Here is a 12,718-nt window from a genome sequence, read left to right on the forward strand (position 1 = left end):
AATTCACTAAAAATTAGCCTGTGGAAATTAGGGTACCAAACTCAAAAATAAGTACTCAAAGAAAATGATCAGATGAACCACGCCTTGAAGTAGGGTGGTTCTACCAATGGCTAATGTGAGCGCTCCAATAAAGAAGGTGAGATACATCAACGTCATATTGAGATCGCTAATGCCTAGGCTGATTGGTAGATTAAAGTAGATTGCTATAGCAGCAATCACAGGTATTGATAATCCAATACTTGCTAAGGCGGATCCTAGTGCCAAGTTGAGACTACTTTGCAGGCGATTCGCTTTAGCAGCCCTGACTGCGGCATAAGCCTCAGGCAATAAAACCAACATCGCAATGGCGATACCCACAATCGTTTTTGGTGCGCCAGCGGATTTAACGCCGGCTTCAATTGCGGGACTCAATAACTCTGCGAGCCCTACCACCACGATGAGTGAGGCGATTAACAAGAAGACACTAATGGTAGTTTTCAGGTTGCTCGGTTTTTGCGCATGAAAGTTGATATCTGTTTTTTTATCTTGCGCCTTTGGTAGGTAGTAATCTCTGTGACTGACTGTTTGAAAAAATAAGAAAGCGGCATAGAGGGTAAATGAGGCAATACCTGCAAAGGCCAGCTGGCTCTTGGTGAAGTCTGGCCCTGGAGTGCTAATAGTAACTGTTGGCATTACCAAAATAAAGGTTGCAAGCGCTGTCAATACGGCTAAAGCTGAATTAGTGCCTTCATTACGAAAGCTCATCTCATGGTGATGCAGGCCGCCAATAAAAATACATAGACCAATGACGCCATTGATCACAATCATGACAGTTGCAAACACGGCATCACGGGCAATAAACTCTGAGCCATCATGTCCCGATAGCATCATGGAGATAATTAAAGAAACTTCGATAATCGTGACGCTAATCGCGAGTACTAATGCGCCATAAGGCTCACCAGTTTTATGGGCAATGACTTCGGCGTGATGCACAGCAGATAAAACAACCCCTATCAAAGTAACGGCCATTAAGATAATGAACCAGGTTTGACTGAGTAGTGTTGCCATGAGTGCGCCCGAAAGAGATTAAGGTTAAGCTTGTAGAAATTACGAAAAATACAATTTATTCTGAGAGTGTATAGCCATCTATGAAAGCCATTATCTTATTCGGGCACGGAGCGCGCGATAGTCGCTGGCGTGAGCCTTTTGACCGTCTGGCCGCCTTATGGCAAGCGCAATATCCGGCTACGCCGGTTGAACTGGCTTTTCTAGAGATGATGCAGCCCTCTCTAGAAGAGGCAGTTGCTGCACTCGTTGCCAAAGGGGCAACTGAAGTAGCGGTGGTGCCAGTCTTTTTTGGACAGGGCGGGCACCTCAGAAATGACTTCCCCGTTTTACTGGAAGAGTGTCGAGGCAAATTCCCCAACATCCAATTAAGCGCTACGCCTGCCGTTGGGGAGGATGCGGCTGTCTTGCAAGCTATTATCGATTTCGGAGCTAGAGCTCTCTAAATTTGGATTTGTCTGGGTTGTATCTCTGAGCGCTTCACCAATCATGATGAGTGCGGGTGAGCTGCTATCAAACCATTGATCTGCTTTGCCGGCTGCTAATTCTTGCAAGGTACTTGTCCATAAGCGCTCACGAGGAGTGCTGACAGCTTCCAAGATTTGTACAGGGGTATTGCTGTGTTGATTAGGGCTTTGCGCAATCAATTGCTGTGCGATACGAGCAGCATCTTTACGGCCCATGTAGTAAACCAAAGTATCGGCCGAAGGATTGGGTATAGGCTGTCCTGGAGCGACATTCTCTGTGCCTTGCGCCAAAGTAACAAAAGCAACGCTTCTTGAAACACCACGAAGCGTCAGTGATTGCTGAATACTGGCAGCACCAGCAAGCGCCGCGGTAATGCCGGGTACTATCTCTACTTCAATTCCAGCTGCTTTTAAGGCTTGAATCTCTTCATCAGCGCGACCAAAGAGCATGGGGTCACCACCTTTAAGACGCACAATCAAAGGATACTTTTGCGCAGCATCCACGAGACGTTTATTAATAAACTGTTGTGCAGACGAGAGCTTGCCACAACGTTTTCCTACTTCTACCAAAATCGCTTGTGGACATAGTGTCAACATTTCCGAATCCACTAAAGCATCATAAAAAACAATGTCAGCTTGCACTAGTAGTTTGGCGCCACGCACAGTGATGAGATCAATCGCGCCCGGACCAGCACCCACTAAATACACTTTACCAAGTGCTTGGTTGGCAAAGTCCTGATTGGTAGATGCTTTAGTCATGTTGATGAGTATCAGTTTGGCAGACGCACTGCGTTAAGCGCTTAATGTTGCCCGTTTATCACGCCAGCTATTCTGAGTAGTGAAGGTAAACAAATCAAATTGCTTTAAGGCGACATCTAATTGTTGATCTGGGCGTAATGCAAAGCTATCAAAGCCAACGCGAGCGCCCTGAAGAAGTTGATCAATTAACACATCACCAATGGCGCGAATTTCCCCTTGCCATTGGAAGCGATCTCGTAATAAAGCTGCCGTACTAAAGCTACGACCATCTCTAAAAATGGGAAAGTGAGCAGCTACTAATGGCCATACTTCTTTGCCAGCCTCAATGACATCAACGTGCCTGAGGATATCGTCATCAGTCGCAAACCAGACCCCAATTTGACCTGCCTTGGCTTTACTCTGAATATCTACTTCATGATGATGGGCAATCCACCATGCAAATGGAACCAATACTTTATGGGCGCCATGATCAAGATCTGGGGACTCAAAATGCGCACCTTCATCTTGGCTATCACTCCAAACTTGCCATTCATTTGGAGTTAGTACAGGTTTTCCATCTTTAGGAAAATGCAAAATTTCTGGATGGGAAGCGAGATTGATTTGACTCATGATGCATTTCCGACAGCAGCTTTATCTTCTACTTTTTCTTTTTTCTTGGCATTCTTATAAGCAGACTCTTTAAACGGTGCAACACCTAGACGGCGATACGCTTCAATAAAAGACTCATCGCTCGTACGATGCTCAATATAGGTGTTGATGACATTGGTAATCACATCTGGAATCTCATCAGCATAGAAGGAAGGGCCGATGACTTTGCCAATAGCAGCATCATTACCTTGTTCGCCGCCTAAAGTAATTTGATACCACTCCTCACCATCTTTATCGACACCTAAAACGCCAATATTGCCAACGTGATGATGACCGCAAGAGTTAATGCAGCCAGAAATGTTCAGGCTGATATCCCCTAAATCAAATAAGTAGTCCAGATCATCAAACCGTTCCTGAATTGCTTTAGCAATCGGCAAAGACTTGGCATTCGCTAGGGAGCAGAAATCGCCACCAGGGCAAGCAATGATGTCTGTGAGCAAGCCAATGTTTGGTAATGCTACTTTTTGCTTTTTCGCTTCTTGCCAGAGTTCATATAACTTGGATTGCTCAACATCGGCGAGTACTAAGTTTTGTTCATGAGTAGCACGTAATTCACCAAAGCTATATTGATCTGCTAAATCTGCAATCGCCAACATTTGAGCAGTAGTTGCGTCACCGGGGGCGACTGTGCCATGTGGCTTGAGAGACAAGATCACGCTGGCGTAACCCGCAACTTGATGAGCTTTGACGTTGCGCTCCAACCAGCGGGTAAAGGCTGCTTTCTCAGTATCGGTAGCAAGGTCAATGACTTGCTCAATTGTTAAGGCGGATAAGTTTTTGTAAGCAGGCTTAGTGAAGTGCTTAGCGACACGATCCCATTCTGCTTGCGTGAAGTTGTCATCACCATTTTTGATATGTAGCCATTCACCTTCAACTTGGCGACCGAACTCTTCTGGACCTAAGGCTTTGACTAATATCTTGATGCGTGCCTTATAGAGGTTGTCTCTTCTACCAAAGCGGTTATATACACGCAATAAGGCAGTCAAATAGCTTGGTAATGCATTCCACGAAAGGTCGTTCTTGATGAGTGAGCCTAGAATAGGTGTACGTCCCATGCCACCGCCTGCATAGACATCCGCTATGAGTTCACCTTGTGCATTCTTCTTCAGCTCAATACCAACGTCATGGCAAAGCAATACAGTGCGATCTTCTTTGGCGCCATTGACTGCAAACTTAAACTTGCGTGGTAAGTGGGCAAATTCAGGATGTAGTGTTGACCACTGACGTAAGAGTTCGCAAACTGGACGTGGATCAACATACTCATCAGCAGCCACTCCTGCAAAAGCATCGCTCGTAATATTACGGATGCAGTTGCCTGATGTTTGGATAGCGTGCATTTCTACTTTAGCTAGTTCAGCCAAAATATCGGGAGTGTCTTCGAGTGTGACCCAGTTGTATTGGATATTTTGTCGCGTCGTGAAGTGACCATAACCGCGATCATATTGTTCAGAAATCAATGCCATGGTGCGCAATTGCTGAGCGCTAAATAGGCCATAAGGAATAGCAACGCGCAACATGTAGGCGTGACGTTGGTGATACAGACCATTCTGAAGGCGAAGAGGGCGGAATTCTTCTTCGGCCAGAGTACCATTCAGGCGTCTGGCTACTTGATCCCTAAATTGGGCAACCCTTTGATCTACAAGGGTTTGGTCGATAGAGTCGTATTTATACATAGCAATGGATTGTCATGTATTTTCAATATTCCTTCAAATACTCAAAAATCGATTCTATATATCTAAATTCATATAAAAGGCCTTTATCTATTTAATTTATGAAAACTCTATGAAAAATGATAAATATTCCATTGTACAGATTCTGTTATATGGAATATCATGAGCTATGATCCGCTCATTTTCTTGTGCACTTACTAGAGATTTATTTGAAAGCAGGGCTACAAGAAGGTCTGTAAACATAGAAAGGGTGGCGCGACGCAAGTTGTTGCAAATACATGGAGCTGTTAATTTGTTAGATTTGAGAGTGCCGCCAGGGAATTTGCTGGAGGCCTTAATAGGAAATCGCAAAGGACAACATAGCATTCGAATTAATAGTCAGTGGAGAGTTTGCTTTATTTGGCGAGAAGATGGCGCGTATGGCGTAGAAATTGTGGATTACCACTAAGGATATGACGATGACAAAATTACTTGATGAAATTCATCCCGGTGAAATATTGTTAGAAGACTTTATGAAGCCAATGGGTATTACAGCGCGACAGCTCGCCGCCGATATCGATGTCTCACCAAGTCGCATTAGTGAGATTGTGAATGGTGCTCGCCCTATTACTGCCGATACTGCCTTGCGTCTTGGCCTCTTCTTTTCAATGGAGCCTAGATTTTGGTTAAATCTGCAATCAGAATATGACATGCGGATTGCAAAAAGGACTCTACAGAAGGAAATGGAATCTAGAATTCGAGTCTTTAAGATGGCTGCATAATTGTTAGACTCACAAATTAAAAAGCCCCGATACTTCGGGGCTTTTTAATTAGGCAGGACTATTGAAAGGGTGGGCTTAGTTCCTACAGTCTAAATTCTCGATAGTGCCTGTAGAGATTGGCGATAGAGGCAAAGCCAAGGACCACGATGAGTACTGAAAATAAGTATTCGATAGTGAGGTAAGTGAAGATGCCCATCTGAATCAAGATAGCTGCACCAATAAAGGCAGCAATAGAACCAAAGGCTACGTATTTGAAATTGGGGATAAAGGCGCCCAAGGTAATTGCCACAAAAATAAGATATAGCTCAGACACCAATTGATCGGCAGTGACAAAGATGCTATTGGTAAGTTCTGGGTTGGTCAATTTGCCCAAAACAGCAATCACTAGAATACTTCCCAAGATGGCAAAGTTCAGTTTTGCCTTAATCAGAATCGTTTTTAGTTGATCGCCCATAGTCTTATGAAGCGCTACCGTTAAAGACTAGGGTGATACCAACCCACAGGATGATGAAGGCAATTAAAACAGTGGAGCCAATTTTCTTGAGGAAATATTCCAAGCTATCCATGTAAGCTTCATCGCCCCTACCAAAGTAGTGATCAAAGCGCTTCCAAAAAAGACGGCCTACAACCAATGGCAGCAATATTGCGACGATTCCTAAAATAATGGTGAGCGTGTTGTCCATGCTAAAGCCTTCTCTGCTAACAATCCCAAGTGACTGGGTGTAAAAGGGTAAAGAATACCCGTTTTTATTTTCCCCCCTCATAGGGCTGATCTGATCTGGGTCTTTCTGACTTATTTAGGCTTAAAAGGGGATTGTTGATACAGTAGAGGCTACTTTTCAATTACTTTTCTCGAAAGCCAAATATATGACCGAATTATCGAACTCTCAGATTCAAGAGCTCCGTGCAAAAGTATTAGGCGCAGCCGCTAAAGTTCCCGGTGCATTAATCGGACTCGGAATTTTATTCATTGTGCTAGGGATGATTGGTGTTGCAGGTCAAACATTGTTTTCTTTTGTTTCCGTAAATATTCTGGGTATTTTCTTATTTGCTGGCGGTCTATTGCAAGGTGCCCATGCCCTCAAATCACAAGGCTGGAAAAGCGTTGGCGTGCAACTCATTTTGGCAGCGCTTTATATTGCTGCAGCAATCTTTACTTGGGCTTTCCCAATTCCGGCGCTTGAGGCAATCACACTATGGTTAGCAGCAATCTTTTTTGTAACTGGTGCATTGCGTCTAATCACAGCATTTCAGCATCGCCTCTTTCGTGAATGGTTCTGGTTAGTATTGTCTTCGGCGATCTCTATCTTGATGGGCGTGTTGATAATGAACGGCTACCCAGAATCCAGTCTTTGGTTGCCAGGAATGTTGATTGCGATTGAGCTCTTGTTACAAGGCTGGTCCTTATTATTTATGGGCCTAGCAGCGCGCTCACTTGTTAAGTAAATCAGCACGTAAGTAATTAAATTGAGTTCAGCAGAGTAAAGAGCATTCATCATGACCATGAAAAAAACAGACCTCTATAAGAATTTAGCTTTGAAAACAGCTCAGGGAATGAAGAATGCCGCCAAGACTCCTAAACTCGGTGCAGATGAGAAGGCAAAGTCTAAAAAAGAGCTAGCAAGTGCCAACCCCTTGCTAGCTTCCTTGATGGGTAAGACCAAGTCTAAGTAATTCTTGAAGCAATCATCCCCGCTTATTCTGATTGATTTTCTAAAGGTCTTTGCGGCCTTGATGATTATTCTTCACCATCTCTCAAGTTATGGACAGATTGCAGAGGATGCGCGCGGCGTCCTTCCTGGGGTAATGACTTGGCTATTCGAGTATGGCCGTTATGCGGTACAAATCTTTTTAGTCATGGCGGGCTACTTGGCTGCTCAGTCCTTAAGTCGACATGCAAATACCAAATTTAGTGCCCATGGTCTACTCAAGCTGATTCTGAATCGCTATCTTCGTTTATTTACGCCTTATGCCGCAGCACTGATTTTCACGATTGTGTGCGCATACATTGCGCGCTTATGGGTCAATGATGAATTTGTTGGCGAATCAGAAACGCTTGCTCAATTTTTAGCGCACCTCTTTTTTATTCAGGGCATCTTAGGGCTTGATTCGATCTCTGCAGGTGCCTGGTATGTTGCGATTGATTGGCAGCTCTATTCTGTATTGGCAATCTTGTTCTTATCGTTTCCAAGCTACCAGGCGCTGATTTGGTTGCTTAGCATTTTGGCAGTCAGTTCTTTATTGTTCTTTAATCGCTCTACTGACTATGAAGCATATTTTATTTATTTCATTGGCTCATATGGTCTAGGTGTCCTGGCGTATCTAGCGAGTGGTTTTCAAGATGCTGGTGTGAAGCGTGTAGCTAAGATAGCCCTGATTCTTATTGGCCTTCTTATTGCCGCCGCCTCGTTGCAGGAAATTTGGCTCAGAAACTTCCTTGCTTGGTTTGTAGCTTTGGCTTTGTACCTATGGGGTAGCACTCAATACCCTCAAGGCATTGCTCAAAGCGGCTTATCAAGAGTGATAGCCTGGGGTAGTCAGCGCTCTTATTGTGCTTTCCTGATTCACTTCGCTTTTATCTTATTGGCAAACACGCTCTACATTGCCATTGGTTTGCATGCTCGCGAAAGTGGAGCATTGGCCATAGTTTTGATGCTAGGTGTCCTGGCTTGCAGTATCTTTACAGCTAATTATGTCTATCGTTGGATAGAGATTCCAGCAAACAAACTCAAGGTCTAGAAGTAAGTCTGGAACACAGCCTAGATCAAAGCCCCATATCCTTCAGTACGCGGAAGATTTCACGATAAGCCTTGGGTGGTTTATTTTGTTCTTTCTCACGACGTGCATTTCGAATGAGGGTACGCATATTCTGAATGTCCATATCAGGATATTGCTCAATCATTTTGGTAAATGCTTCATCATTGGCAATCAGCCTGTCACGATAGCTTTCTAAAAAATGTAGCTTTGCAGTTTCGGCTTTGCTAACACCCTGAATGGCGTCTAACCTTTTTTGAATGGCATCCAACTCTTCTTCGTCTAAGAAGCGCATGAGCTTACCTAGATATTGCTTATGACGGCGAATGGCTTCAAAACTCTTAATCTTGTTTGTTTCAGCAATGGCAGTCTTAATTGCCTCATCAAGAGGGATGGTCTTTAGGGCATCGCTACTCAGAGCAGCCAAAACCTCTGCCAATTTCTGGCGCTCCGTCATTTGGCGCTTTAGCTCGGATTTGCTTGGCCCCTCATCCAAATCATCTTTCTTGGGGGTGCGATTCTTTTCGTTGACATGCATATGGCTATTTTAGACGGGTATTTGATCTTTCTAGCGTAATTGCCTAATTTCTTCAAATTCGGAAATTTGGTAAATAATGGAGTTTAAATAGAGCCATATATAAAAGTAGAGACATGAGTACAACAAGTCATCCAAACGTATACGACTACATCATTATTGGAGCCGGTAGTGCAGGCTGTATGTTGGCAAAGCGTTTAACCGAAGACCCCAATAAGAAGGTTTTGTTGATCGAGGCTGGCAAGAATGACAACTACATCTGGATTCATATTCCGGTTGGGTATCTCTATTGCATTGATAACCCCAGGGCAGATTGGCGTTTCAAAACTGCTGCTGAAAAAGGTTTGAACGGTCGCTCATTGTTATATCCCCGTGGCCGCGTATTGGGTGGATGTTCATCCATTAACGGCATGATCTATATGCGTGGGCAAGCTCGTGACTACGAGTCTTGGGTGCAGGCTACTGGTGATGAATCGTGGTCTTGGGAAAATGCTTTGCGTCGTTATAAATCATTTGAGGATTACCACGGTGCTGCTAATGAGTGGCATGGTAAAGGCGGGGAGTGGACCGTTTCAAAACAGCGCTTACGTTGGCCCATCATGGATCGCTTTAAAGAAGCTGCGGTGGAGGCGGGCATTCCAGCTACAGATGACTTTAATCAGGGTGATAACTTTGGCGTGGGTTACTTTGATGTGAGTCAGCGTGCTGGTTGGCGTTTAAATACTTCTAAAGCTTTTTTAAGAGATGCTGCTAAGCGTAGCAATCTCACTGTACTGACCGAAGCTGTCGTCAGTAAGCTGAAGATTGATCCTGTAACTAAAAATTGTTTAGGCGTTGAGTACCTAAAAAATGGTGTTGCTGCAGAAGCACTATGTGCAATCGAGCAAGGTGGTGAAGTCTTGTTAAGTGCTGGTGCCATTGGTAGCGTACAAATTCTGGAGCGCTCTGGCATTGGTGCGGCTGCCCATTTACAGTCTTTAGGTATTCCGGTGGTAGAGGACTTGCCTGGCGTTGGTGAGAATTTACAAGACCATTTGCAATTACGCATGGTTTATAAAGTCAACGGCATCAAGACATTGAACACCAAGGCCAATACGCTCTGGGGCAAGATGATGATTGGTTTGGAATATGTGCTCAAGCGCTCTGGCCCCATGTCGATGGCGCCATCACAGCTGGGTGCGTTTGCATACAGCTCACCAGAACAAAAGAGCGCCAATGTGGAATATCACGTGCAACCATTGTCGTTAGAAAAGTTTGGTGAAGATTTGCATTCATTCAATGCATTCACAGCGAGTGTTTGTAACTTGCGCCCCACTTCACGAGGCAGCGTGCATATCAACTCCACTGATCCGGAAGCGCCACCAGTCATTAGCCCAAATTATTTATCGACCGAAGAAGATCGCAAGGTTGCTGCCGAATCTTTGCGCTTGACTCGTAAGATTGTTGAGCAATCTGCACTTGGACCTTATGCGCCAGAGGAATATAAACCTGGAATGCAATATCAAACCGATGCAGAGTTAGTAAAAGCTGCTGGTGATATCGGTACAACGATTTTCCATCCAGTAGGTACTTGCAAAATGGGGCGCGCTGATGATCCAACAGCGGTGCTAGATTCTGAGTTGCGCGTCAGAGGCATTCATCATCTGCGCGTAGTGGATGCTTCTGCCATGCCAACCATTACCTCAGGCAATACTGCAGCTCCCACCATGATGATGGCCGAGCGTATCGCGGAATTGCTGACGAGTGCCTAAGACTTCTCAGAAAAGTTACTCATTACCCGCTAGCCATCTATTGCTAGCACTTGCGATTGTGGCGGTGTGGGGGACGAACTTTGTGGTGATTAAGTTATCGCTGCATGCTTTTCCACCATTCTTATTTGCAGCACTACGCTATACCTTTGCCTTTATCCCTCTTGTGTTCTTTATGAAAAAACCCAAAGTATCTTGGGCCAATCTGTGCATTTATGGTCTTGCAGTTGGGGTGGGGCAGTTCGGGGTGCTGTATTTCGCGATCGATGGTCGCATTTCTCCAGGGCTGGCTTCACTAGTGATTCAGACGCAGGTATTTTTTACTATCGGCTTTGCCATGTTTTTTGCTAGAGAGCGTTTGCGAACTTATCAAACAATTGCGTTGCTCGTGGCAATCATAGGCTTGATAGTTATTGCACTGCACACGGATGCCAATACTACTTTCCTGGGGCTTGCTTTGGTTGTGTTTGCCGGTCTTTCTTGGGGTGTAGCCAATACCGTAAGTCGCAGGGCCGGTTCTATCAATATGTTGTCCTATGTAGTTTGGGCGAGTGCTTTTGCAATTCCTCCTTTATTTGCTATCTCCATAGTCTTTGAGGGTGGCTGGGATCATATGAGTACCTCATTAACCTCAGCCCCAGCAGGGGCTTGGGCAGGTGTTCTTTGGCAGTCTTGGGCAAATACCATTTTTGGCTACTCTGCTTGGGCCTGGCTACTCTCCAGACACCCAGCGGCAGTAGTGGCACCCGCTCCCTTGTTGGTGCCTATTTTTGGTATGGGGGCTGCAGCCTATTTCTTGGCTGAACCATTGCCTCTATGGAAGATCATGGCGGCAGGGTTAGTGATTACTGGCTTAGTCATAAACCTTTTTTGGCCCAATATCGAGCGCAGTCTAAAGCGGCGATTTTCCTGAGCTGTTGGGGCTAATGTAAAACCCTAATACAAGGCTCTTTTTTTGCCTTTGTATTAACAGTAAGATAACTGTTCGTTTGTGTTTTACCTATAAAAAAGTATTTATTCATTAGCAATTTTTAGTCATGGAGACTTTATGAACATTCGTCGTCACATTTTTGCAGTAGCTGCTACTGCAATGCTCTCTACCGGTGCTTACGCTGCCGATATCAAACTAGGTCTATCTGGACCATTCACTGGCGGCTCAGCCTCAATGGGCGTGAGTATGCGTGATGGCGTGCGTCTTGCCGCTAAAGAAATTAATGCTGCTGGCGGTATCAATGGCAACAAAATCGTTTTGATTGAACGCGACGATGAAGCAAAAAATGAGCGTGGCGTGCAAATTGCACAAGAGTTGATTAACAATGAAAAAGTTGTTGCTACTTTGGGTTACATCAATACTGGTGTTGCATTGGCTTCACAGCGCTTCTATCAAGATGCGAAGATTCCAGTGATGAATAACGTTGCTACTGGTTCTATCTTGACTAAGCAGTTCCCAAATGCACCAGAGAACTACATTTTCCGTAATGCTGCACCTGACAATATTCAAGCACCATTGATCGCTAAAGAAGCGGTTGAGAAACGTGGCTTGAAAAAGGTAGCGATTTTGGCTGACTCTACAAACTACGGCCAGTTGGGTCGTGAAGACTTAGAGAAGGCATTGAAAGGTTATGGCGTAACACCAGTAGCTGTTGAGAAATTCAACATTGGTGACGTTGATATGACTTCACAATTGCTCAAAGCAAAAAATGCTGGTGCAGAAGTCATTTTGACTTACGCAATTGGACCTGAGTTGGCGCAAATTGCTAACGGCATGGCTAAGTTGGGTTGGAAAAAACCAATGATTGGTAGCTGGACTTTGTCTATGGCTAGCTTTATTGATACAGCGGGTAAGAATGGTGACGGCGCAACAATGCCACAAACCTATATTCAAACTCCATCTACAACTCCTAAGCGTAAGTCTTTCCAAGAAGCTTACTTAAAAGAGTTCAAGCCAAAAAATAACAACATCGCTTCACCGGTTTCTGCTGCTCAAGGTTACGACTCTGTATACCTCTTGGCTGCAGCGATCAAGCAAGCAAACAGCACTGAAGGACCAAAGATTTTGGCAGCATTGCAAGATCTGAAAGCTCCAGTTGATGGCGTTGTTATTACTTACAACAAACCATTCTCTGCAACTGACCACGACGCTATCAAGATGAAAGATGTTGTGATGGGTGTAGTTGAAAGCGGTCGCGTTGAATTCTTGAATGCTGAGGATGCAACAGCGAAGAAGAAGTAATTTAAGCTAAATTGCAGTGCAATCTTTTTATATATATATTGCGCTGCAACATTAGAAAAACAAAGCGCCGCCCAAAAGGCGGCGTTTTGCTTACAATGT

The 12,718-nt window shown here is 44.6% G+C and carries 16 protein-coding genes; 9 read left to right on the forward strand and 7 right to left on the reverse strand.

Annotated features, from left to right (window positions below):
- Positions 1 to 27: 27 nt before the first annotated feature.
- Positions 28 to 1,047, reverse strand: a complete 1,020-nt coding sequence (locus AOC20_RS01800; RefSeq protein ID WP_215360928.1) for a calcium:cation antiporter — start codon at positions 1,045 to 1,047, stop codon at positions 28 to 30.
- An 80-nt stretch (positions 1,048 to 1,127) separates the two neighbouring features.
- On the opposite strand from AOC20_RS01800, the gene AOC20_RS01805 reads away from it, so the two are divergent.
- Positions 1,128 to 1,490, forward strand: a complete 363-nt coding sequence (locus tag AOC20_RS01805; RefSeq protein ID WP_215360930.1) for a sirohydrochlorin chelatase — start codon at positions 1,128 to 1,130, stop codon at positions 1,488 to 1,490.
- On the opposite strand, the gene cobA is transcribed toward AOC20_RS01805, so the two are convergent.
- The 3 genes from cobA to AOC20_RS01820 are packed head-to-tail and all read right to left on the reverse strand — an operon-like array spanning position 1,413 to position 4,591.
- Complete coding sequence (gene cobA, locus AOC20_RS01810; RefSeq protein WP_215360934.1) at positions 1,413 to 2,270, reverse strand: uroporphyrinogen-III C-methyltransferase; 858 nt, start codon at positions 2,268 to 2,270, stop codon at positions 1,413 to 1,415. The two genes, AOC20_RS01805 and cobA, sit on opposite strands and share 78 nt — an antisense overlap.
- 33 nt (positions 2,271 to 2,303) lie before the next feature.
- The gene (locus AOC20_RS01815) at positions 2,304 to 2,879 is read right to left on the reverse strand and encodes a DUF934 domain-containing protein (RefSeq protein WP_215360936.1); all 576 of its coding nucleotides are present in this window, start codon (positions 2,877 to 2,879) and stop codon (positions 2,304 to 2,306) included.
- Positions 2,876 to 4,591, reverse strand: coding sequence for a nitrite/sulfite reductase (locus AOC20_RS01820; protein WP_215360939.1), 1,716 nt, complete (start codon positions 4,589 to 4,591; stop codon positions 2,876 to 2,878). Before AOC20_RS01820 ends, AOC20_RS01815 begins: the two co-directional genes overlap by 4 nt.
- 166 nt (positions 4,592 to 4,757) lie before the next feature.
- Here AOC20_RS01820 and AOC20_RS01825 point away from each other — a divergent pair, with 166 nt between their 5' ends.
- Both AOC20_RS01825 and AOC20_RS01830 read left to right on the forward strand, forming a co-directional pair.
- The gene (locus AOC20_RS01825; RefSeq protein WP_215360946.1) at positions 4,758 to 5,036 is read left to right on the forward strand and encodes a type II toxin-antitoxin system RelE/ParE family toxin; all 279 of its coding nucleotides are present in this window, start codon (positions 4,758 to 4,760) and stop codon (positions 5,034 to 5,036) included.
- A 10-nt stretch (positions 5,037 to 5,046) separates the two neighbouring features.
- Positions 5,047 to 5,349: a HigA family addiction module antitoxin gene (locus AOC20_RS01830; protein ID WP_215360948.1), complete on the forward strand. Its 303-nt coding sequence runs from the start codon at positions 5,047 to 5,049 to the stop codon at positions 5,347 to 5,349.
- 82 nt (positions 5,350 to 5,431) lie between these two features.
- Here the strand turns inward: AOC20_RS01830 and AOC20_RS01835 are convergent, their stop codons facing one another.
- Together AOC20_RS01835 and AOC20_RS01840 are read right to left on the reverse strand one after the other, a co-directional pair.
- Positions 5,432 to 5,803, reverse strand: a complete 372-nt coding sequence (locus tag AOC20_RS01835; RefSeq protein ID WP_215360950.1) for a hypothetical protein — start codon at positions 5,801 to 5,803, stop codon at positions 5,432 to 5,434.
- Positions 5,804 to 5,807: 4 nt separating this feature from the next.
- On the reverse strand, positions 5,808 to 6,032 hold the full coding sequence (locus tag AOC20_RS01840; protein ID WP_215360953.1) for a hypothetical protein: 225 nt from the start codon (positions 6,030 to 6,032) through the stop codon (positions 5,808 to 5,810).
- 184 nt (positions 6,033 to 6,216) lie between these two features.
- Here AOC20_RS01840 and AOC20_RS01845 point away from each other — a divergent pair, with 184 nt between their 5' ends.
- Genes AOC20_RS01845 through AOC20_RS01855 form a run of 3 tightly spaced genes read left to right on the forward strand, consistent with a single transcriptional unit; the run spans position 6,217 to position 8,088 of the window.
- Positions 6,217 to 6,795 (forward strand): HdeD family acid-resistance protein, encoded by a 579-nt coding sequence (locus AOC20_RS01845; protein WP_215360956.1) that lies wholly within the window; start codon positions 6,217 to 6,219, stop codon positions 6,793 to 6,795.
- Positions 6,796 to 6,846: 51 nt separating this feature from the next.
- On the forward strand, positions 6,847 to 7,023 hold the full coding sequence (locus AOC20_RS01850; protein ID WP_215360959.1) for a hypothetical protein: 177 nt from the start codon (positions 6,847 to 6,849) through the stop codon (positions 7,021 to 7,023).
- Between the two features lie 3 nt (positions 7,024 to 7,026).
- Positions 7,027 to 8,088, forward strand: coding sequence for an acyltransferase family protein (locus AOC20_RS01855; protein ID WP_251373125.1), 1,062 nt, complete (start codon positions 7,027 to 7,029; stop codon positions 8,086 to 8,088).
- A 25-nt stretch (positions 8,089 to 8,113) separates the two neighbouring features.
- Here the strand turns inward: AOC20_RS01855 and yjgA are convergent, their stop codons facing one another.
- Positions 8,114 to 8,641 carry a ribosome biogenesis factor YjgA gene (gene yjgA, locus AOC20_RS01860; RefSeq protein ID WP_215360962.1) on the reverse strand — a complete coding sequence of 176 codons (528 nt, stop codon included), beginning with the start codon at positions 8,639 to 8,641 and terminating at the stop codon, positions 8,114 to 8,116.
- Positions 8,642 to 8,754: 113 nt separating this feature from the next.
- On the opposite strand from yjgA, the gene AOC20_RS01865 reads away from it, so the two are divergent.
- The 3 genes from AOC20_RS01865 to AOC20_RS01875 all read left to right on the forward strand — a co-directional run bounded on the left by AOC20_RS01865 (position 8,755) and on the right by AOC20_RS01875 (position 12,619).
- On the forward strand, positions 8,755 to 10,389 hold the full coding sequence (locus AOC20_RS01865) for a GMC family oxidoreductase (RefSeq protein WP_215360965.1): 1,635 nt from the start codon (positions 8,755 to 8,757) through the stop codon (positions 10,387 to 10,389).
- The gene (locus tag AOC20_RS01870; RefSeq protein ID WP_215360968.1) at positions 10,382 to 11,299 is read left to right on the forward strand and encodes an EamA family transporter; all 918 of its coding nucleotides are present in this window, start codon (positions 10,382 to 10,384) and stop codon (positions 11,297 to 11,299) included. The genes AOC20_RS01865 and AOC20_RS01870 overlap by 8 nt, the downstream gene beginning before the upstream one ends.
- Before the next feature lie 135 nt (positions 11,300 to 11,434).
- Positions 11,435 to 12,619, forward strand: coding sequence for an ABC transporter substrate-binding protein (locus tag AOC20_RS01875; RefSeq protein ID WP_215360969.1), 1,185 nt, complete (start codon positions 11,435 to 11,437; stop codon positions 12,617 to 12,619).
- The last annotated feature ends 99 nt before the right edge of the window (positions 12,620 to 12,718 follow it).

The organism is Polynucleobacter ibericus (genome assembly GCF_018687955.1).
GTDB lineage: Bacteria > Pseudomonadota > Gammaproteobacteria > Burkholderiales > Burkholderiaceae > Polynucleobacter > Polynucleobacter ibericus.

Bases quoted from the DNA above. Each gene is read 5' to 3' on its own strand.
- AOC20_RS01800 (WP_215360928.1), bottom strand. From the start codon at position 1,047: ATGGCAACACTACTCAGTCAAACCTGGTTCATTATCTTAATGGCCGTT.
- AOC20_RS01805 (WP_215360930.1), top strand. From the start codon at position 1,128: ATGAAAGCCATTATCTTATTCGGGCACGGAGCGCGCGATAGTCGCTGG.
- cobA (WP_215360934.1), bottom strand. From the start codon at position 2,270: ATGACTAAAGCATCTACCAATCAGGACTTTGCCAACCAAGCACTTGGT.
- AOC20_RS01815 (WP_215360936.1), bottom strand. From the start codon at position 2,879: ATGAGTCAAATCAATCTCGCTTCCCATCCAGAAATTTTGCATTTTCCT.
- AOC20_RS01820 (WP_215360939.1), bottom strand. From the start codon at position 4,591: ATGTATAAATACGACTCTATCGACCAAACCCTTGTAGATCAAAGGGTT.
- AOC20_RS01825 (WP_215360946.1), top strand. From the start codon at position 4,758: ATGATCCGCTCATTTTCTTGTGCACTTACTAGAGATTTATTTGAAAGC.
- AOC20_RS01830 (WP_215360948.1), top strand. From the start codon at position 5,047: ATGACAAAATTACTTGATGAAATTCATCCCGGTGAAATATTGTTAGAA.
- AOC20_RS01835 (WP_215360950.1), bottom strand. From the start codon at position 5,803: ATGGGCGATCAACTAAAAACGATTCTGATTAAGGCAAAACTGAACTTT.
- AOC20_RS01840 (WP_215360953.1), bottom strand. From the start codon at position 6,032: ATGGACAACACGCTCACCATTATTTTAGGAATCGTCGCAATATTGCTG.
- AOC20_RS01845 (WP_215360956.1), top strand. From the start codon at position 6,217: ATGACCGAATTATCGAACTCTCAGATTCAAGAGCTCCGTGCAAAAGTA.
- AOC20_RS01850 (WP_215360959.1), top strand. From the start codon at position 6,847: ATGACCATGAAAAAAACAGACCTCTATAAGAATTTAGCTTTGAAAACA.
- yjgA (WP_215360962.1), bottom strand. From the start codon at position 8,641: ATGCATGTCAACGAAAAGAATCGCACCCCCAAGAAAGATGATTTGGAT.
- AOC20_RS01865 (WP_215360965.1), top strand. From the start codon at position 8,755: ATGAGTACAACAAGTCATCCAAACGTATACGACTACATCATTATTGGA.
- AOC20_RS01875 (WP_215360969.1), top strand. From the start codon at position 11,435: ATGAACATTCGTCGTCACATTTTTGCAGTAGCTGCTACTGCAATGCTC.